This is a genomic window from Marinobacter sp. ANT_B65 (genome assembly GCF_002407605.1).
In the GTDB taxonomy this organism is placed as follows: Bacteria; Pseudomonadota; Gammaproteobacteria; order Pseudomonadales; family Oleiphilaceae; genus Marinobacter.
On record NZ_NXGV01000006.1, the window covers coordinates 45,889 to 66,071 of the forward strand.

The 20,183-nt window shown below is 54.6% G+C and carries 14 protein-coding genes; 2 read left to right on the plus strand and 12 right to left on the minus strand.

The annotated features are described in order from the left end of the window. Positions 1 to 5: 5 nt before the first annotated feature. The 3 genes from ribD to glyA form a co-directional block, all read right to left on the minus strand. Positions 6 to 1,121: a bifunctional diaminohydroxyphosphoribosylaminopyrimidine deaminase/5-amino-6-(5-phosphoribosylamino)uracil reductase RibD gene (gene ribD, locus CPA50_RS18635; protein ID WP_096784055.1), complete on the minus strand. Its 1,116-nt coding sequence runs from the start codon at positions 1,119 to 1,121 to the stop codon at positions 6 to 8. Then, complete coding sequence (gene nrdR, locus CPA50_RS18640; RefSeq protein ID WP_096784056.1) at positions 1,118 to 1,636, minus strand: transcriptional regulator NrdR; 519 nt, start codon at positions 1,634 to 1,636, stop codon at positions 1,118 to 1,120. The genes ribD and nrdR overlap by 4 nt, the downstream gene beginning before the upstream one ends. 72 nt (positions 1,637 to 1,708) lie before the next feature. Continuing rightward, on the minus strand, positions 1,709 to 2,962 hold the full coding sequence (glyA, locus tag CPA50_RS18645) for a serine hydroxymethyltransferase (RefSeq protein ID WP_096784057.1): 1,254 nt from the start codon (positions 2,960 to 2,962) through the stop codon (positions 1,709 to 1,711). A 282-nt stretch (positions 2,963 to 3,244) separates the two neighbouring features. Between glyA and ettA the strand changes: the two genes are divergently transcribed. Both ettA and radA read left to right on the plus strand, forming a co-directional pair. Beyond that, positions 3,245 to 4,906 (plus strand): energy-dependent translational throttle protein EttA, encoded by a 1,662-nt coding sequence (ettA, locus tag CPA50_RS18650; RefSeq protein ID WP_096784058.1) that lies wholly within the window; start codon positions 3,245 to 3,247, stop codon positions 4,904 to 4,906. Beyond that, a complete protein-coding gene (gene radA, locus CPA50_RS18655) occupies positions 4,906 to 6,282 on the plus strand; it encodes a DNA repair protein RadA (RefSeq protein WP_096784059.1) in 1,377 nt (458 codons plus the stop codon). Before ettA ends, radA begins: the two co-directional genes overlap by 1 nt. Before the next feature lie 51 nt (positions 6,283 to 6,333). On the opposite strand, the gene CPA50_RS18660 is transcribed toward radA, so the two are convergent. The 9 genes from CPA50_RS18660 to CPA50_RS18700 all read right to left on the minus strand — a co-directional run bounded on the left by CPA50_RS18660 (position 6,334) and on the right by CPA50_RS18700 (position 20,181). Further along, entirely contained in the window at positions 6,334 to 6,702 is a 369-nt protein-coding gene (locus tag CPA50_RS18660; RefSeq protein WP_096784060.1) for a PilZ domain-containing protein, read from the minus strand. 82 nt (positions 6,703 to 6,784) lie between these two features. Then, positions 6,785 to 7,849: a uroporphyrinogen decarboxylase gene (gene hemE, locus CPA50_RS18665; protein ID WP_096784061.1), complete on the minus strand. Its 1,065-nt coding sequence runs from the start codon at positions 7,847 to 7,849 to the stop codon at positions 6,785 to 6,787. 128 nt (positions 7,850 to 7,977) lie between these two features. After that, positions 7,978 to 9,396: an FAD-dependent oxidoreductase gene (locus tag CPA50_RS18670; protein ID WP_096784062.1), complete on the minus strand. Its 1,419-nt coding sequence runs from the start codon at positions 9,394 to 9,396 to the stop codon at positions 7,978 to 7,980. A 90-nt stretch (positions 9,397 to 9,486) separates the two neighbouring features. Further along, positions 9,487 to 13,935 (minus strand): glutamate synthase large subunit, encoded by a 4,449-nt coding sequence (gene gltB / locus CPA50_RS18675; protein WP_096784063.1) that lies wholly within the window; start codon positions 13,933 to 13,935, stop codon positions 9,487 to 9,489. A gap of 222 nt (positions 13,936 to 14,157) precedes the next feature. Beyond that, positions 14,158 to 15,672: an AAA family ATPase gene (locus tag CPA50_RS18680; protein WP_096784064.1), complete on the minus strand. Its 1,515-nt coding sequence runs from the start codon at positions 15,670 to 15,672 to the stop codon at positions 14,158 to 14,160. A 35-nt stretch (positions 15,673 to 15,707) separates the two neighbouring features. Continuing rightward, the gene (aroB, locus tag CPA50_RS18685) at positions 15,708 to 16,805 is read right to left on the minus strand and encodes a 3-dehydroquinate synthase (RefSeq protein WP_096784065.1); all 1,098 of its coding nucleotides are present in this window, start codon (positions 16,803 to 16,805) and stop codon (positions 15,708 to 15,710) included. Next, positions 16,798 to 17,364 carry a shikimate kinase AroK gene (aroK, locus tag CPA50_RS18690; protein WP_096784066.1) on the minus strand — a complete coding sequence of 189 codons (567 nt, stop codon included), beginning with the start codon at positions 17,362 to 17,364 and terminating at the stop codon, positions 16,798 to 16,800. Before aroK ends, aroB begins: the two co-directional genes overlap by 8 nt. 133 nt (positions 17,365 to 17,497) lie before the next feature. After that, complete coding sequence (gene pilQ, locus CPA50_RS18695) at positions 17,498 to 19,567, minus strand: type IV pilus secretin PilQ family protein (RefSeq protein ID WP_179397268.1); 2,070 nt, start codon at positions 19,565 to 19,567, stop codon at positions 17,498 to 17,500. Between the two features lie 65 nt (positions 19,568 to 19,632). Next, positions 19,633 to 20,181, minus strand: coding sequence for a pilus assembly protein PilP (locus CPA50_RS18700; protein WP_096784068.1), 549 nt, complete (start codon positions 20,179 to 20,181; stop codon positions 19,633 to 19,635). Positions 20,182 to 20,183: the final 2 nt, after the last annotated feature.

The following is a 20,183-nucleotide window of genomic DNA, read 5'->3' on the forward strand; positions in this document are numbered from 1 at the left end:
AACGTTTAGCGGCGAACCAGAATCAGACGCTGGTCGTCTCCTACCTGTCGCCGGTCCTGTACGATCCACTCAACCTTGTCGGCCATGGTCTCCAGCGGAAGGTGCGCTGTCGGCCGGCCGGTACTTCCCAAAAAAACCGGGGCCTGGTAAAGCCAGAGCTCATCCACCAGTTTCTCACTGATGAATGTTCCCGCCAGCGTTGGCCCCGCTTCAACCAGCAATTCGTTGATACCTAATTTACCCAACGAATCCAAAAGCTGGGCAACATCGATACCATTATCTTTCCATGCAACACCCTTCAGCCGGATACCCAAGGCGGCAAGATCCTGCGCCGGAGCCGTCGCCAGGGTGGATGAGGCACAAAACACCTGAACCTTCCCGCCGCGCAAAATGGTTGCTGAAGGAGGCGTTCTGGCGTCCCGGTCAGCAATAACACGCAATGGCTGCCGGGAAGGCTCGGTTGCATCACCAATATCTCCAAGCTCTTCACGCCGCACAGTTAATGAGGGATCGTCTGCAAGCACAGTTCCTACACCCGTAAGAATGGCATCACTGACCGCCCTCAACCTCTGAACATCGCGACGGGCCTCATTACCGGTTATCCACTGGCTTTCACCCGAAGCCATGGCCGTGCGGCCATCGAGACTGGCAGCCATCTTGAGCCGGACCCAGGGACGACCGGTATTCATCCGCTTCATGAATCCCGGGTTCAGACGGGCCGCTTCATCCGCCAGAAGCCCTTCCCTGACTCTGATTCCGGCTTCCCGAAGCATGTCCAACCCCCTCCCGGAGACAGACGGGTTCGGATCTTTAGTGGCGGCAAAGACGCGCGACACACCTGCATCAATCAAAGCTCTTGCGCACGGAGGTGTGCGCCCAAAATGACTACAAGGTTCCAGTGTGACATACGCTGTAGCACCACGGGCGGCATGACCAGCCTGACTCAGCGCGCGGATTTCTGCATGAGCCTCTCCGGCCCGCTCATGCCAGCCCTCGCCCAGAATCTTGTCACCACGAGCTATCACGCAGCCAACCCGCGGGTTGGGGTGCGTTGAATAGCGGCCCCGCCATGCAAGCTGCACTGCTCTGGCCATCATGGAGCGATCCCGGGCTTCGGTCATTTCTGTCCTTTTGGTGAATGGTTGTCCGCCAGCGCTTTCGCAACATCAACCGCCGTTTCGCCGCTGGAGGCAGAGAGCCGCTCAATTTCCTCCTTGAATTCGTTGATATCCTGAAAACTACGGTAAACGGAGGCAAACCGGACATAGGCAACTTTGTCGAGCTGACGTAGTTCGGTCATCACCTCTTCACCCAGTTGCATGGATTTAACCTCACGCTCTCCAGTCGCCCGCAAGCGATATTTGATGCGATTCAACGCGGCATCAATCTCTTCAATGCTGACCGGACGTTTTTCCAGAGCCTTCATAATCCCCGAACGCAGCTTCTCTTCATCAAAGGGCTGACGTATGCCGTCCTGCTTAACGACTCGGGGCATGACCAGCTCAGCAGATTCAAACGTGGTAAAGCGTTCACGACAGGAGATGCACTCCCGGCGGCGGCGCACCTGATCTCCCTCGGCCACCAGACGCGAGTCAATAACCTTGGTATCTGCTTCACCACAGAAAGGACAGTGCATATCAGAAACTCCGGAGAGAAAGCCCGGCAGCGCGGTTAATTCACGCGCTACCCGGGAGGTGCTGCCAAATGCTTAGCCGTACACCGGGAAACGCGCGCACAGGCTTGCAACCTGCTCACGGACCTGGGTGTTTACAGCTTCGTCGTCCAGGTTATCAAGAATATCGCAGATCCAGCCTGCCAGCTCACGGCATTCTGCCTCACCAAAACCACGAGTAGTAACGGCTGGCGTACCCAGTCGAAGGCCTGAGGTCACAAACGGAGAGCGTGGATCGTTGGGAACTGCATTCTTGTTCACCGTAATATGTGCACGACCCAAGGCAGCATCTGCATCCTTACCAGTAATGTCCTGCTTGATCAGGCTGACCAGGAACAGGTGATTTTTGGTACCACCGGAAACCACGTCGTAGCCACGATCAATGAAAACCTGAGCCATGGCCGAAGCGTTCTTCACCACCTGCTGCTGATAGGCCTTGAACTCGTCACTCATAGCTTCTTTAAAGCAGATCGCCTTGGCGGCAATCACGTGCATCAGCGGGCCGCCCTGACCACCAGGGAAGACAGCAGAGTTCAGCTTCTTGTGCAGCGCCTCGTCGTCACAGGCCAGAATCAGTCCACCACGGGGGCCGCGCAGCGTTTTATGCGTGGTAGTGGTTACCACGTGTGCGTGGGGCACAGGATCGGGATACACGCCGGCAGCGACCAGACCGGCCACGTGGGCCATGTCTACGAACAGATAGGCACCAACCTTATCCGCAATGGCACGGAAGCGGGCGAAATCAAGCTCCTGGGAGTAGGCCGAGAAACCAGCAATAATCATCTTCGGCTTGTGTTCAACCGCCTGGGCTTCCAGCTCATCGTAATCAATCAGGCCGGTATCGGTGTTGATACCGTACTGAACAGCGTTATAGATCTTGCCGGAAAAGTTCACGCTCGCACCGTGGGTCAGGTGACCTCCGTGGGCCAGACTCATCCCCAGAACGGTATCACCCGGTTTTACCAGTGCCATGAATACAGCAGAGTTAGCCTGCGAGCCGGAATGGGGCTGGACGTTAGCGTATGCGGCACCGAACAGTTCTTTGGCGCGGTCAATTGCCAGCTGCTCAGCAATATCAACAAACTCGCACCCACCGTAGTAGCGCTTACCGGGATAACCCTCTGCGTACTTGTTGGTCAAATCGCTGCCCTGAGCTTCCATGACCCGAGGACTGGTGTAGTTCTCAGATGCAATCAGCTCAATATGAGCCTCCTGGCGCTTGCTTTCCGCCTGCATGGCGTTCCAGAGTTCGTCGTCAAAACCGGCGATCTTCATATCACGATTAAACATCGGTGCGCTGCCCCTGTGTGCTTGGCTGGCCCGGAGAGTCTTGGAAATAGCCCCCGGAATCCCTTAAAATTCGGGCCGCTATTCTAGCCCATTACCGGGTTGAAAATCACCTTTTATACAGTTCGCAGATACCGCCATACCGATATCACTCATTTTCCTGAAATTGCTATAGCACCCGGGTTTCGATACCTTACAAACCCAATTGCAACATTCAATGATGCGCTTACTGAAAGCGCCTCAGACACCCGACATATCTCGCATTCTAAAGAGGGTAATGCTTTTATGGCCCAGTACGTATACAGCATGAACCGCGTGGGCAAAGTGGTTCCGCCCAAGCGCGAAATTCTCAAAGATATTTCCCTGAGCTTCTTCCCGGGTGCAAAAATAGGTGTACTCGGCCTCAACGGTTCCGGTAAATCCACCCTTTTACGCATTATGGCGGGAGTGGACCAGGATTACATTGGCGAAGCCCGGCCTCAGCCAGGCATCAACGTAGGCTACCTGCCCCAGGAACCCGAACTGGACGACAGCAAAACCGTTAAAGACATTGTTGACGAAGCCGTGGCCGACGTTCATAACGCTCTGGCAGAGCTGGATCAGGTTTACGCCGCCTATGCAGAGCCGGATGCGGATTTTGACGCCCTGGCCAAAAAACAGGGCAAACTGGAAGCTCTGATACAGGCCACCGATGGCCACGATATTGAACGTAAAATGGAAGTTGCCGCCGACGCGCTGCGTCTGCCCGCCTGGGATCAGCAGGTAAAGAACCTCTCTGGTGGCGAGCGCCGCCGTGTAGCCTTGTGCCGTCTGCTACTCTCAGGCCCGGACATGCTGCTGCTGGACGAGCCAACCAACCATCTGGACGCAGAATCCGTCGCCTGGCTGGAGCGCTTCCTGCACGACTACGAAGGCACAGTGGTTGCCATCACTCACGACCGCTATTTCCTCGACAACGTAGCCGGCTGGATTCTTGAACTGGACCGGGGCCAGGGCATTCCATTTGAAGGCAACTATAGCCAGTGGCTGGAAAACAAAGAACAACGCCTGGGCACCGAAGCCAAACAGGAAGCCTCGCGACAGAAAGCGATCAAGCAGGAACTGGAGTGGGTGCGCAGCAACGCCAAAGGCCGGCAATCCAAAAGCAAAGCCCGCCTTGCCCGCTTCGAAGAAATGAGCTCTCAGGATTTCCAGAAACGCAACGAAACCAACGAAATCTATATCCCGCCCGGCCCCCGCCTTGGCGACAAGGTCATCGAAGTCGAGAGCATCAGCAAGGCTTTTGGCGACCGACTGCTTTATGAAAACGTTTCTTTCTCGGTACCACCGGGCGCCATCATTGGCATCATCGGCGGGAACGGCGCAGGTAAGTCCACTCTGTTCCGCATGATCGCCGGCCAGGATCAGCCCAATTCCGGCACCATCACCGTAGGTGAAACTGTCAAACTGGCCTATGTGGACCAAAGCCGCGACCTGGACGGATCGAAAACTGTCTGGGAACTGCTCAGCGAAGGCCAGGACATCATCAAGGTAGGCAACTACGAAACCCCATCAAGGGCGTACGCCGGCCGCTTCAACTTCAAAGGTTCAGACCAGCAAAAACGCGTAAGCGACCTGTCCGGGGGTGAGAGGAACCGCCTGCATCTGGCCAAACTCCTGAAAGAAGGTGGCAACGTACTGCTACTGGACGAACCTACCAACGATCTGGACGTTGAAACCCTGCGTGCGCTGGAAGAAGCTCTGCTGAACTTTCCGGGCTCCGCCATGGTTATCTCGCACGACCGATGGTTCCTGGACCGCGTGGCGACGCACATTCTGGCATTTGAAGATGACGGTGAGGTGGTGTACTTCGAGGGTAACTTTGCCGAATACGACGAAGACCATAAAAAGCGCAAAGGGGATTCCGCCATGGTGCCCCAGCGCATGAAGTACAAGAAGCTCGCCTGATGGCAAAAGCAAAAACCGCCTATGTCTGCACCGAGTGCGGTGCGGACTATTCCAAATGGCAAGGCCAGTGCACAGCTTGCCAGACCTGGAATACCATCAGCGAGGTCCGGGGCGTCAGCAGCAATGCAAAAGGTGCACGCGGCGTTCGTTTTGAAGGCTTTGCCGGCAGCTTATCAGCCGTGCAAAGCCTGGACGATGTAAGCCTTGCCGAGCAGGAGCGCATCAGCACTGGCATGCAGGAATTCGACCGGGTTCTGGGTGGAGGACTTGTTGAAGGATCCGCAGTGCTTATGGGCGGGCACCCCGGTGCCGGCAAGAGCACCCTGTTACTTCAGGCCGTGTGCCATCTGGCCGCCAGCGTTCCAGCGCTCTACGTTACCGGCGAGGAATCCCTGCAGCAGGTCGCGATGCGGGCAAAACGCCTGGGCCTGCCTACAAAAGACCTGAAAATGCTCTCTGAGACCAGCGTTGAACGGGTCATGCAGGTAGCAGAAACAGAAAAGCCGCGAATTCTGGTAGTGGACAGTATTCAGGTAATGCACGTTGCAGACATTGAATCTGCCCCTGGCTCCGTATCCCAGGTTCGCGAAAGCGCAGCATTTCTGACCCGGTTTGCCAAACAGACGGGCACCATTCTTTTCCTCGTCGGTCACGTCACCAAGGACGGAAGCCTCGCCGGCCCCAAAGTGCTGGAACACATGATCGACTGCTCTATTCTGCTGGAAGGCTCCAGCGATAGCCGTTACCGCACTCTGCGCGGCATAAAAAACCGCTTTGGGGCGGTGAACGAACTGGGCGTCTTTGCCATGCTGGAGCAAGGCCTTAAGGAAGTTAAAAACCCCAGCGCCATTTTCCTGAACCGCGGAGAGGAAGCGTCTCCGGGCAGTGTCGTAATGGTGGTCTGGGAAGGCACCCGGCCGATGCTGGTGGAGATTCAGGCCCTGGTGGACATGGCTCAGGGTGGATACCCGCGGCGCGTGGCCGTTGGCCTCGATCAGAACCGGCTGGCAATGCTGCTGGCAGTACTACATCGTCATGGCGGCCTGCATGTATCAGACCAGGATGTGTTTGTGAACGTTGTAGGCGGCGTGAAAGTCAATGAGACCAGTGCTGACCTGGCATTGCTGGCCGCGATCGTATCATCATTTCGCGACCGAGCCCTGCCACAGGATCTGGTAATTTTCGGGGAAGTCGGCCTGTCGGGAGAAATCCGGCCTGTGCCCAGCGGCCAGGAGAGAATCAATGAAGCTGCAAAGCATGGCTTTACCCGTGCGCTGGTGCCCAAATCCAACGCGCCCCGCAAGGCTATCGAGGGCATGAAAGTGATTCCTGTGACCAAGCTGAGTGAAGCGATCACAGCTCTGGAGGAGCTTTAGGCTCAAGCCCAGACTTTTGCCTCCGGAGCATGGTTCGCACTGAAGGCAGTGCTAGTCAATTAATCGGGCAAACTCCCGCTCAAGAAGAATCTGATCCCCAAGATTCAACTCGACCAGGCGCCTCAGGTGACCAGCACTTTCCAGATCAATGTACTGACACCTGAAACCCAGCCTGTGCGCCTCAACATGCTTTAAATCCACAGCCATGACAATACCTGCCTGCTGGCCATCCAAATGAACGATTAACTCACAAGGCTGACTCAACGGCACATTCCACCCTTCCGGCCGCCTGACCAGAACTCCTTTCAGGGAGATATCCAGCACTTCCGTTGTCCACACGCTTTCCAGCGCGTGCAACTCGCATGGCGCATCAAAGGTAATGCGTTGAAACTTCCGTTTCTCGGACGCTTTGGCGGGCAAAATAGCGCTCCTCATATTGTCGATAACATCTGGTATGACTATAGACCTCCACACAGATGTACGCTATTCACGGGAACAAGCGCTAGCGATGATACTCGGGGCTCAATTCAACAACAGCCTCAATGAACGCTTTGGCATGCTCCGGATCGACATCTGGAGTAATGCCGTGACCGAGGTTGAAAATATGACCCGAACCGGAACCATAGCGGCGCAGAATATCCCCCACCTCCTGGCGGATCCGCTCAGGTGGCGCATAGAGCATGGTGGGATCCATATTACCCTGCAAAGCTACACGGTCGCCCACACGAGAGCGGGCATTGCCAATGTCCGTGGTCCAGTCCAGACCAACGGCGTCAGCACCGGAATCGGCAATTGACTCGAGCCACTGCCCGCCATTTTTGGTAAACAGTATTACCGGAATATAGCGCCCGTCATTCTCGCGAATCAGGTTGTCGACAATCTTCTTCATATAGCGCAGCGAAAACTCTTCATACGCCCAGCTACTCAGCACGCCGCCCCAGGTATCAAAGATCTGTATCGCCTGAGCACCAGCCTTGATCTGCCCATTGAGGTAGTCAATGACCGCATCTGCAAGGCGATCCAGCAAACTGTGCATTACCTCTGGCTGGCCATACATGAGTTTCTTGGCTTCACGGAAATCCTTGGAAGAACCACCTTCAACCATGTACGTCGCCAACGTCCATGGGCTGCCCGAGAATCCAATCAGCGGGACGCGACCATTGAGGGCGCCGCGAATGGTGGAAACAGCGTTCATAACATAGTCGAGATCTGTTTCCGCCTTGATCTTCGGCAGCGCATCTACATCCGCTTTGGAGCGAATCGTATGCCGGAACTTAGGACCTTCGCCGGTTTCAAAATACAGACCAAGGCCCAGCGCATCCGGAATAGTGAGAATGTCCGAGAACAGAATCGCAGCATCCAGCGGAAACCTCTCAAGAGGCTGAAGGGTCACTTCACACGCCAGAGGCGTATTTTTGCACAAGCTGAGGAAGTCGCCTGCTTTCTCCCGGGTAGCGCGGTACTCAGGCAGATAGCGGCCGGCCTGGCGCATCATCCATACCGGGGTACGATCAACAGGCTGGCGCATCAGAGCGCGCAAAAAGCGGTCATTCTTCAACTCGGTCATAAGGATTCCAACGTTGTTTCTTTCAGGTGGTCTTAATGGAATGGAGGCAATGATACCCCGTTTCCCATAATAAAAAAGGCCAGCTTACCTTTAGTAAGCCGGCCCGATGATCCAGAGCAAAACAATTTTCAGATATCCAGATAATCCATAATACCCTCAGCCGCCTGACGCCCTTCCCAGATCGCGGTAACAACAAGATCCGAACCCCGAACCATATCTCCGCCCGCAAAAATCTTAGGGTTGCTGGTCTGAAAGCCGTATTCCGCCTCTGCGGGCGCTGTTACCCGACCGGAATCGTCGGTGGTGATCGCAAATTCATCAAACCATTCAGCCGGGCTCGGACGGAAGCCAAACGCAACCAACACAGCATCAGCAGGTATAACCTCTTCACTCCCAGGAACCACCTCCGGGCGGCGGCGACCATTTTCATCCGGCTCGCCAAGCTGCGTTGAAACCACCTTCACACCTTCCACCTGATCTTCACCGATGATAGCTATGGGCTGACGGTTGAACAGAAATTTCACCCCCTCCTCCTTTGCATTCGACACCTCACGGCGCGAACCTGGCATGTTGGCCTCATCGCGGCGGTAGGCGCAGGTCACGCTCTCCGCCTGCTGGCGAATCGAGGTGCGATTACAGTCCATGGCAGTATCACCGCCACCCAGGACAACCACACGCTTACCTTGCATATCAATGAAATCCGCTGGATCTTTTTCAAACCCAAGGCGGCGATTCACGTTGGAGATCAGGAACGGCAAAGCATCATATACCCCGGGAAGGTTTTCACCAGGGAAGCCGCCCTTCATATAATTGTAGGTACCCATACCCATGAAAACCGCATCGAACTCATCGAGGATATCCTGCACCTGAACGTCTTTGCCCACCTCTGTAGAGAGGCGGAATTCGACGCCCATTTCCTCAAATACCTGTCGCCGGCGGGCCATTACGGACTTTTCCAGTTTGAACTCGGGAATGCCGAATGTCAGCAAGCCACCAATTTCCGGGTAGATATCAAATACCACGGGCTTTACGCCGTTACGCACCAGCACATCAGCACACCCCAGGCCTGCAGGGCCGGCACCAATAACCGCTACTTTTTTATCCGTCCACTTGACCGCCGACATATCCGGCTTCCAGCCCAAAGCAAAAGCCGTATCGGTAATGTACTTTTCAACCGAGCCGATGGTAACCGCACCAAAGCCATCATTAAGGGTACAGGCCCCTTCGCACAAACGGTCCTGCGGGCAAACACGACCACATACTTCGGGCAGCGAGTTGGTCTGATGACACAACTCAACTGCCTTCATGATGTTGCCCTCGGAGACCAGCTTCAACCAGTTAGGGATATAGTTGTGTACCGGGCATTTCCATTCGCAATACGGATTGCCGCACTCCAGACAACGGTGAGACTGTGATGCTGCGTTATCAGCGCTAAAGGGGCGATATATTTCGCCGAACTCTTTCTTGCGTTTTTTAGCAGGGACTTTCTTTGGGTCTAGCCGCCCCACTTCCACAAACTGGAAATCATTACCAAGTCGTTCTTTCATGTTGACGCTCTCATCAGCTCAATATCGACACGGACTGCTCTTAATGGCACCCCTGAACCCTTGCAAGTATTCAGACTCAACGCGTCGCGCTTATTCAGGGCGCGCACGGGTACTTGCCAACAGGCTGCGCAAATTGGCAGCTTTGGGTTTCACCAACCAGAACCGGCCGATGTAGTCGTCGAAATTTTCAAGAATATGCTCTGCCCATGCACTGCCGGTTTCCGAGATATGTTCCCGGATCACGCTGCGCAGGTGATTGCGGTAAGCCTCCATTTCTTCGCGGGCGATACGCTGAATCTCAACCAGCTCATGGTTGTATTTGTCTACAAAGGTGTTGTCCCTGTCCAGCACATAGGCAAACCCGCCAGTCATACCAGCGCCAAAGTTAGCCCCCGTAGAACCCAACACAGTAACCAGACCACCAGTCATATACTCACAGCAGTGGTCGCCGGCGCCTTCGATAACGGAATGAGCTCCCGAGTTGCGAACAGCAAAACGCTCACCTGCAGTACCTGCAGCAAACAGCTTGCCGCCGGTGGCGCCATAGAGGCAGGTGTTACCGATGATCGCAGTCTCCTGAGTTTTGAAGGCGCTGACACGGGGCGGCTTGACGACCAGCTTGCCACCCGTCATACCTTTGCCGACATAGTCATTGGCATCACCTTCGAGAATCAGGTTCAGCCCGCCAACATTCCAGACGCCAAAGCTCTGGCCTGCAGTACCAACAAGATCCAGGGTAATCGGCGCATCGACCATACCCTGGTTTCCGTGTTTCGCGGCAATCTCGCCGGAAAGGCGCGCTCCAATGGAACGATCGCAGTTGGTCACCCGGAAACTCCAGGCACCGCCGGTTTTCCCTTCAATCGCAGGCGCAATTGCTGCAAGCATTTCTTCAGCAAGCAACCCCTGATCGAATGGTATGTTGCGCTCAACCTGGCAGGTCTGAGGCTTGTCCTCCGGAATATGATCATTGGACAACAAGCGCGTCAGGTCCAGTTTCTTCTGCCGCTCAGTGTCACCCGGCAAGCGCACGAGAAGATCAACGCGCCCAACCAGTTCTTCCAGACTGCGAACACCCAGCCGAGCCATCCATTCGCGGGTTTCTTCCGCCACAAAGCGGAAGAAGTTCATAGCCATCTCCACTGTGCCTTTGAAGTGCTCTTCGCGGAGATGCTCGTTCTGGGTTGCAACGCCGGTTGCACAGTTGTTCAGGTGACAGATACGCAAGTACTTGCAACCCAAAGCCACCATGGGAGTGGTACCAAAACCGAAGCTTTCGGCGCCAAGAATGGCGGCCTTCACCACATCCAGGCCGGTTTTGATACCTCCATCCGTTTGCAGGCGAATCTTGCCGCGCAAATCGTTGGCACGCAGCGCCTGCTGGGTCTCTGTCAGCCCGAGCTCCCAAGGAGAGCCGGCGTAGCGGATAGACGCCAGCGGGCTTGCAGCCGTACCACCGTCATATCCGGAAACCGTAATCAGATCTGCATACGCCTTTGCCACACCTGCTGCAATCGTGCCGACACCCGGTTCAGAGACCAGCTTTACAGACACCAGGGCTTGCGGGTTGACCTGCTTGAGATCAAAGATCAGCTGCGCAAGATCTTCAATCGAGTAAATATCATGGTGGGGCGGCGGCGAGATCAGTGTGACGCCCGGAACCGAATAACGCAGACGCGCGATCAGCTCATTCACTTTACCTCCGGGTAACTGCCCCCCTTCCCCCGGCTTGGCCCCCTGGGCAACCTTGATCTGCATCACATCGGCACTGCGCAGATATTCTGCTGTAACACCAAAGCGGCCCGAAGCGACCTGCTTGATTTTGGACCGTTTTTCAGTTCCATAGCGGGCAGGGTCTTCACCACCCTCACCGGAGTTGGAACGCCCCCCAAGCCTGTTCATAGCTACAGCCAGCGCTTCGTGAGCCTCTGGTGACAGAGCTCCCAGAGACATAGCCGCAGAGTCAAACCGGGTAAAAATCTGCTCAACCGGTTCAACCTCGGAAATTCCAATGGCTTCAATACCTTCACGGAAACCCAGCAAATCTCTCAGGGTAGCAACCGGGCGCTCATTCACCAGCGCCGCATACTCCCTGTAATGACCGTAATCGCCGGTAGTGACCGCCTCCTGCAACTTGCCCACCACATCGGGATTGAACGCGTGGTATTCCTGACCGTGAATATATTTCAACAAGCCTCCCTGGGAAATCGGCTTTCGCGGCTTCCAGGCATCGGATGCAAGCTGCTCCTGATCCTGCTGAAAATCAACAAAGCCAGCGCCCTGAATTCTGGAGGGCACACCAGTGAAGCAAAGGTCGACCAGCTCATCCGCAAGCCCGATAGCTTCGAACAACTGAGCCCCGCGATAGGAGGTAATAGTCGAGATCCCCATCTTCGACAGAATCTTCAGCAGACCCTTGTTGATCCCCTTGCGGTAGTTGTTTTTCGCTTCGAGGGGATCCATCAGCAATTCGCCGGTACGGATCAGATCGTTCAGCACCTGGTAGGCCAGGTACGGATAGACAGCTGTGGCGCCAAATCCAAACAATACAGCAAAATGGTGGGGGTCGCGGGCCCAGCCGGTCTCTACGATAATGTTGGAGTCACAACGTAATCCGTTCGCCACAAGATGGTGGTGGACTGCTCCGGTTACCATCAGGGAACTGGCGGGCAACTCGCCTTGTACAAGGTCTTTATCTGAAAGAATCAACAGAACCTTGCCACTTCGAACCGCTTGCTCGGCCTCATCGCAGACACGACGAACAGCTTGTTCAAGCCCCAGCTCAGGAGAGTACCCCATGGAAATCCGGGCAACCGAAAATCCCGGGCGCTCGTTGCTGGTAATCTGGAGAAACTTCATTGGCGACAGAATCGGCGTGGTCAGAATAATTCTGTCGGCATGCTCCGCAGTTTCTTCGAAAACATTGCGCTCTGCCCCGATACAGGTTTCCAGCGACATCACAATCGCTTCCCGCAGTGGATCAATAGGCGGGTTGGTCACCTGAGCAAACTTCTGCCGGAAGTAATCAGCAACATGACGAACCTTGCTGGACAGCACCGCCATGGGCGTATCATCACCCATGGAGCCCACAGCTTCCTGGGCGTTTTCTGCCAGAGGACGCAAAATCTGGTCACGCTCCTCATACGACACCATGAACATCTTCTGGTGTACCAGCAGTTCATCCGGCCCCATCAGCCGGAACTCCGGAGTCTCCTGGTTCAGGGTTGTTTCCATTCGCAGCGCGTTTTCGCGTAGCCAGCGCTTATAGGGCTTTGCAGTTTTGAGCCGCTGATCGATATCACCCGTGTGCAAAACTTCACCGGATTCGGTGTCAATGGCCAGCATTTGCCCCGGCCCGACCCGGCCTTTTGAAACCACGTCCTCCGGCTGATAGCTGTGGGTGCCTATTTCCGACGCCAGAGTGATGAAATCGTCTTTGGTAACCACCCAGCGTGCAGGCCTCAGACCGTTGCGATCAAGCATGCAGACAGCGTAACGGCCATCCGACATAACCAGACCGGCTGGGCCATCCCAAGGCTCCATGTGCATGGAGTTATATTCATAGAATGCCCGGAGCTCAGAATCCATGGTATCGACATTCTGCCAGGCCGGCGGAATCATCATCCGCGTAGCCCGAAACAGATCCACACCACCGGCCAGAAGTATTTCCAGCATGTTATCCATACTGGACGAGTCGGAACCAGCCAGGTTAACCAGGGGCTGGAGAGTCTGCAGATCGGGCAGATCCGGGGAACTGAACTTCGCAGCCCGGGCAATGGCCCAGTTGCGGTTGCCGTCGATGGTATTGATTTCACCGTTATGTGCCAGATAACGGAACGGCTGGGCCAAGGGCCATCGCGGCATGGTGTTGGTTGAGAAGCGCTGATGGAACACGCATATGGCAGTGGCAAAATCAGGATCACCCAGATCCTGGTAAAAGTTCGCCAGGTCCGCCGGCATCATCAGGCCTTTATAGGCCAGAGTGCGGTGAGAAAGGCTGCAGATATAGAATTCGGAATCATCCGCCATATCCCGCTCGGCATTTCGACGCCCGATGAACAGGCTTATAGCAAATTCCCGCTCTGATTTGGCTGCAGGTGTCACAAACACCTGCTCTATCCGGGGCATGCAGTCCAAAGCCATTGGGCCCAGGCAACTGTCATCAACAGGCACTTCACGCCAGCCCATGACTTCCAGCCCTTGGTCAACCAGGCGCTTCTCAAGCGCAGCACGCCCGCTGGAAGCCTTATCCGGGTCCGGGTTGAGAAAAACCTGGCCAACAGCAAACAGCCCTTCGGGCTCTTCACCAAACGCTGTTTTGGCAACTTTTTTCAGGAACGCGTCAGGGCTTTGAACAAGCAGACCACAGCCGTCGCCGGTTTTTCCGTCTGCTGCAATACCACCCCGGTGAGTCATGCACGTGAGCGACTCAATGGCCGTCTGTAACAACTTATGGCTGACCTCGCCTTTCATGTGGGCCATAAGCCCAAAGCCGCAGTTGTCTTTAAATTCGTCGGGATGATACAAACCAGACTTCATATGCGCTCTCTTACATGTAAATGCTTTTTAATCAGCTACTTATGCACCAAAAGAGTGCAAAAACCAACCGACATAAAAAAAATGGGCTGATCATTTTACACACGTACAAACACGTACTCAAACAGATTTGGAAATATTTCCAGAAGAGATTCCCGTTATTCCCCACCTTTAAGGATATGAAATAACGGGTTACAAGGATTGTTTTCTTTTTCGGAGGATTCTTCACAACCCGTCGGTTGTGCGTACCCAGGGAGAACTGGAAACCAGCGAACCAGGAAGCCCGGCCGCCGCTTTCTGGGCGTCTTCCTTGGTCGGATAGTCTCCATAAAACACCATAAACCAAGGCTCGTTTTTACGCTCGCCCCTGGTATAAACCATATCGTCCAGAGATGGGTAGCGGGAGATAACATTAAGCGCTGTCTGCTCCAGGTTCCCAGCCACCAACTGAATGGTCCAGCCCTTACTCCGGCTGCGCAACTGACTAAGCTCCACATACTTACCGGGATTGCCGGGATTGAAATCAGGCTCAGGCTCAGGCTCAGGCTCAGGCTCAGGCTCAGGCTCAGGCTCAGGCTCAGGCTCAGGCTCAGGCTCAGGCTCAGGCTCAGGCTCAGGCTCAGGCTCAGGCTCAGGCTCAGGCTCAGGCTCAGGCTCAGGCTCAGGCTCAGGCTCAGGCTCAGGCTCAGGCTCAGGCTCAGGAGGAGTATCCGGCGGAGCCACAGACTCTGTCAACGGCGAAGGCAACTCCCCCGTATCTTCTTTTTCAGATGCGCCGGGACCAATCGTGATGCTCTTCCGGATACGCTCGGGCTCTGGAACTGTCTCGTGCTCAAGAGCGACAGTTTCCTCATATTGCTGGGATACAAACCACCAGGAACCACCCAACAGCATCAGCACCAGTGCAGGAAGACGGAACTGTCTGAAATCGATACCCTGAGAGCGCGCCTGCTTCGAAGCATCGGAAACAATATCCATCCAGATACCGGGCGTCACCCTTTTCAGACGGGAAAAGCTACCCTGACTAAGCTCATGTATTCTCGCCAGCCGGACGGGGCTCAAGAGTTCATTCACCTTGCCTCCCGCTTTGTGGACACGAGGCTCAAGATAGGAGAAAACCTCCTCTCTGGTAAGCGGACGCAAATGAATCTGGTGAATGGAGACTGACGAATCTTCAAGATCCAGAAGCGTCACAAGCCGATCTTCACCGGCAAATACCGGAACGGCTGCCTTGGAACGATCTGCGGCCAGGAAACCATCAAGAATCAGCCGGAGCAGATCAGGAGGCGCGTGATCAGCATCATCGATAAGCAGCACCATGCGCTGCCCCTTCTCGACCCTGCTTTCCGACCACCGAAAAAAACGATATACGGTTTCACGCGGGTTATCGTATTCGCTCGCACCCGCCCCGGAACGAGCAACCTGTTTAAGATCTCTTGCCAGCGCGTTCGAGCTTGTCATGGCTGCTGCAGACAAACGATGAAACCCCAGCCGCGATGACTCACTGCGCACCAACTCAGCCAACAACCTGCTCTTACCCGAACCAGGCGCACCGGTCAGCAGCAGCGCCATGTCACCAAACCCACAGAGATGACGAAGCGCTTCCAGCGCATGGTGCCGCATAGCATCCGGAAAGAAGGGCGTCTCCATTTCCAGCGGGTTATCTCTTAGACCATATCGCTGCTGTAACCGGGAAAACAACCCACCACCGTCAAGACTGTTGAAGCTATCGTCTGTCACAAAAGATCCCTGCGTTTCAATATTACAACTTTTGCCTAGATTTCCTGCTCACAGAATGCCACCAGTGTTGCAGCAAGGTTTTCCGGGGAGGCGTCAGACGTAACAACTGCGTTCCCTACAGAGCGAAGCAGTACCAGCCTTAACCACCCATCGAGATTCTTCTTGTCAACAGCCATCAGCCTCATGAAATCTGCCGGAGTCATATTCGCCGGAGGTGAAACCGGCAAGCCGGCCCGGCTAATGATCCGGACGATACGATCATAATCCGCCTGACTGATTGAGCCTTCCCGCACAGACAAATCGGCGGCCATAACCATGCCCGTTCCAACCGCCTCTCCATGCAGCCAGTTACCGTATCCGGCAAATGTCTCTATTGCATGACCAAAGGTATGACCAAGATTCAGCGTCGCCCGGAGCCCACTCTCACGCTCATCCTGAGCCACAACATCGGCCTTGCAAACACACGACCGGAATATAGCTTCAGCCAGAGGCCCATTGTCACGAGCTATCAACTGGTCTACCGCCTGCTCCAGCCACCCAAGAAAGCCTGTGTCGCGAATCAGACCGTACTTGATAACTTCTGCAAGCCCGGCGGAAACCTCCCTCGGCGGCAAGGTCTGAAGGGTACCGGTATCTATCAGAACTGCTTCAGGCTGGTGAAAAGCACCGATCATGTTTTTTCCAAGCGGATGATTGATGCCGGTTTTACCACCCACAGAAGAGTCAACCTGGGACAAAAGAGTTGTCGGTATCTGAATAAACGGCACACCACGCTGGTAGGAAGCTGCGGCAAACCCCGTCATGTCACCAACAACACCCCCACCCAAAGCCACAAGAGTGGTTTTACGGGTATGCCGTTTTTCCAGCAGGGCATCAAAAATCAGATTCAGCGTCTGCCAGTTTTTATGCTTTTCACCATCCGGCAATACAACGAAGTCCACACTCTTGCCAGGGAAACAACCTCTGGCCAGCTCGAGGTACAAAGGACCTACCACATCGTTGGTAACGATCATCACCTGGTCACCACAAACATGACCAGAAAGATCGTACTTACCCAGCATACCTTCGCCGATCATAATCGGGTAACTGCGCTCACCCAGACAAACCTGGAGTTCATTAAGCAGCTTATACATGGTTCCGGCCTTCCTTTCGTACCTGTCTTTGGTGTCGCGGTGTTTTAGGATTTATGCGATTGACGAGCTGGCGTACCACAAGCCGGGGACTCTTGCGGTCTGTATGCATGATAATATCAGCAAGTTCCGTGTATAACGGATCCCTCAGAGCAAACAGGCGACGCAGAACCCCTTCCGGATCATCACTCTGAAGCAATGGCCGGTTACGATCTTTGCTCGTGCGTTCAACCTGTTGTTCTATCGACGTCCTCAGATAGACAACAACCGAATCTTTTTTCAACATCGGGTGATTCTCCGGGCGCATAACCGCGCCACCACCGGTGGCCAGAACTGTTCCCGGTTCAGCGGACAGCTCATCCAGCATAGCTGTTTCCCGCTGCCTGAAGCCATCCTCGCCTTCAACATCGAATATCCAGGGAATATTTGCCCCACAGCGCTCTTCAATGATGCGGTCAGAATCCAGGAATCGATACCCCAGTTCCCGGGCCAGCATCCGGCCAATTGTACTTTTACCAGCGCCCATGGGGCCAACCAGGACTACGCGTTTGGGCAAAGACATATCTTCCGCTCAATAATGTTCAGGCGGGTGAGAATATCACAGGGCTGCAGATTGCATAAGCTTCAGCTCCGCCGGCTTTACAGGCACAAAAAAGCCGCCGATTTACTGCGGCGGCTTTTTCTACCTGGTCAGATTACCGAATCAGGTCGTTCTTGATGATCTTGGGTGTGATAAAGATCAACAGTTCACTGCGCTCATTGACCTTTTCCGTGCGCTTGAACAAGCGCCCAAGATAGGGGATATCTCCAAGGAACGGCGTTTTGGTAACCGTGGTTGCAACCTCGGACTGGAAAATACCACCCAGCACTACCGTTTCGCCGTTACCAACCAGCACCTGGGTTGTAACCTCATTAGTATTGATAGATGGAACGCCCGCAGTTTCTTCGCCACGAGAGTCCTGATTCACCACCAGATCCATAATAATTTTATCGTCCGGTGTAATCTGCGGAGTTACTTCCAGAGACAGCACTGCTTCTTTGAATGAAACAGAAGTTGCACCACTGGATGAGGCCTCCTGGTAAGGAATTTCTTCACCGGACTTGATAGATGCTGTCTGGCGGTCCGCCGTTACTACCCGGGGCTGAGATACAACTTCCGCCCGGCCATCTGTTTCAAGTGCAGACAGCTCGAGATCGACCAGAAAATCCTGACCACCCCAACCGAGAGCGAAAGATGAGGCTCCGTCACCGGTTACACCAAGATCCACTGCAAGTGCCCCCGGGAATGAAATGCCGCCTGTACCACCGCCAGCCGCATCACGAGCTTCCTCAACCGCACCCTGAGATCCGCCGATAGAAAACACGTTGTTTCCGCTTACATCGTATGCCGCACCACCCCAGCTAACACCGAGATCTTCCGCCACATTTGTCTGAGCGCGCACTATGCGGGCCTCTATAGACACCTGCCGGACAGGCACATCCCAAGTAGCGACAAGACGCCGAATTTCTTCCAGCTTGCCAGACGATTCGCGAAGGCTAATGGTATTTGTCCTGACATCAGAGGACACAAACCCGCGGTCCGAAATCAGCTCTTCATCCGCTTTGATCAGCTCAACAATATCAGCAGCCTTCGCGTAATTGACCTGAACAATATCCAATCGGACCGGCGCAAGCTCGGCGATCTGCTTACTCGTTTCAAGCTCAAGTTTTTCGCGGGCAGCAATTTCATCAGCCGGCGCGACAAGCAACACGTTACCAATCTGGCGCTTATCCAGACCTTTGGTTTTCAGGATAAGCTCCAGAGCCTGATCCCAGGGCACGTTCTGCAGTCGCAGTGTGATGCTGCCTCCTACAGTGTCGCTGGCCACGAGGTTCAGTCCAGTGAAATCTGCTATAAGCTGCAGCACCGAGCGAACCTCAATATCCTGAAAGTTCAGGGAAAGCTTTTCGCCAGTGTATGGAAATTTTTCTTCGCGACGGGATTCCGCCTCTTCCTCACTAAGCTTTTCTACACTGACCGTGAATTCACTACCGGACTGGTAAGCAATATAGTCATAGTTGCCTTCCGGGCGAATCTCAATGACCGCATTACCATCTTCAACAAACGTGTCAATCCTGCTGACCGGTGTAGCAAAGTCAGTTACATCGAGACGACGGCGCAGGTCTGAAGGTACAGCGAGCCCATCCATGGTCAGACGAATTTTCCCGCCAAGTTCAGACAGATCTATCTGAGTACCTGAATTGCCAAGATCGACAATCACACGACCCTCGCCGTCCTTTCCACGACGAAAATCAACGCCCGCAAGTGTATTCGGGGATGCTGCAGGTTTCGCTGAAGCTGAAACAGGACTCCCTGACGTGCTCGCGGCCACCGAACCTTCGCTCGATTCCCCGCCAATAGTCATTACCAGGGAATTGCTATTGCGAACCGTATCGTAAGGCGCCAATTCAATCAGATTGAAGATCAGGCGAGTACGATCTTTGGTCTCTACCACCGTCATGCTCTGGGCATTTCCAGATCCCAGCGGAATGCTGCGACTGTCAAGACCACTGGTGGTATCGCGCAAGTCTACTGCGATGCGCGCGGGGCGCTCGATAGTGTACCCCGATGGTTCTGGTGGCTGACCATCAAATTTGAGCGTCACTTCCAGGCGTTCACCCGGTAATGACGAAAACGAGATATCTTCCAGCGTGACCGCACTGGCCAGACTGGAGAACAACCCAAAAGTAACCACGCTGACGTATACATTGAGTTTTCTGAACATCGCTAGCCTCGACCCTGAACTTTTTTGTATATGCATGTTTCTTTCAATTTTCATCCAGCCACTCCTTAGCCTGCGTCTTCGTCGAGGGTCAGAAAGCGAGGACGCTCTACCCAACCACCCCGGCCATTCGGAACGATTTCGACAAGCTCGATCCGGGTTTCACTGACGCCAATTACACGGCCGTAGTTCTGTCCCATAAAGTTTCCGGTCCGAACGCGGTGAATACCACCCGCATTGTCCCGAATCAAAGCAAAAAGCCCCCCTGACACGCCTTGCAGTGTGCCAACCATTCCGAGATCCTTGAGATCAAAGTTCTCAAGTACCTCCCTTGGCCGATCCAGATCTGGTTCAACATCGCTGACAGGCTCTTCGTCAAGCATAGTCATCTGAACATCTATTGGCGGCTCAAATGGCGCCCGCCGATCCGCTGCAGAATAGCTGAATGCCTCGTACGCGTTGAATTCAGGCAATGGCTCGACATACCCTCGAGGTTTGGCTCGGGTGTCTGCCATAAACTTGTCCAGATCAGAAAAACCGCTGCCCTGCGAACAGGCAGTCAGGAGCGATACCAGACAGATACCCAGCCAGGCTTTTCCCGCATGCTTCGCTGCCATGC

Bases quoted from the DNA above. Each gene is read 5' to 3' on its own strand.
- ettA (WP_096784058.1), top strand. From the start codon at position 3,245: ATGGCCCAGTACGTATACAGCATGAACCGCGTGGGCAAAGTGGTTCCG.
- nrdR (WP_096784056.1), bottom strand. From the start codon at position 1,636: ATGCACTGTCCTTTCTGTGGTGAAGCAGATACCAAGGTTATTGACTCG.
- aroB (WP_096784065.1), bottom strand. From the start codon at position 16,805: ATGTATAAGCTGCTTAATGAACTCCAGGTTTGTCTGGGTGAGCGCAGT.
- radA (WP_096784059.1), top strand. From the start codon at position 4,906: ATGGCAAAAGCAAAAACCGCCTATGTCTGCACCGAGTGCGGTGCGGAC.
- pilQ (WP_179397268.1), bottom strand. From the start codon at position 19,567: ATGTTCAGAAAACTCAATGTATACGTCAGCGTGGTTACTTTTGGGTTG.
- ribD (WP_096784055.1), bottom strand. From the start codon at position 1,121: ATGACCGAAGCCCGGGATCGCTCCATGATGGCCAGAGCAGTGCAGCTT.
- hemE (WP_096784061.1), bottom strand. From the start codon at position 7,849: ATGACCGAGTTGAAGAATGACCGCTTTTTGCGCGCTCTGATGCGCCAG.
- aroK (WP_096784066.1), bottom strand. From the start codon at position 17,364: ATGTCTTTGCCCAAACGCGTAGTCCTGGTTGGCCCCATGGGCGCTGGT.
- glyA (WP_096784057.1), bottom strand. From the start codon at position 2,962: ATGTTTAATCGTGATATGAAGATCGCCGGTTTTGACGACGAACTCTGG.
- CPA50_RS18670 (WP_096784062.1), bottom strand. From the start codon at position 9,396: ATGAAAGAACGACTTGGTAATGATTTCCAGTTTGTGGAAGTGGGGCGG.
- gltB (WP_096784063.1), bottom strand. From the start codon at position 13,935: ATGAAGTCTGGTTTGTATCATCCCGACGAATTTAAAGACAACTGCGGC.
- CPA50_RS18700 (WP_096784068.1), bottom strand. From the start codon at position 20,181: ATGGCAGCGAAGCATGCGGGAAAAGCCTGGCTGGGTATCTGTCTGGTA.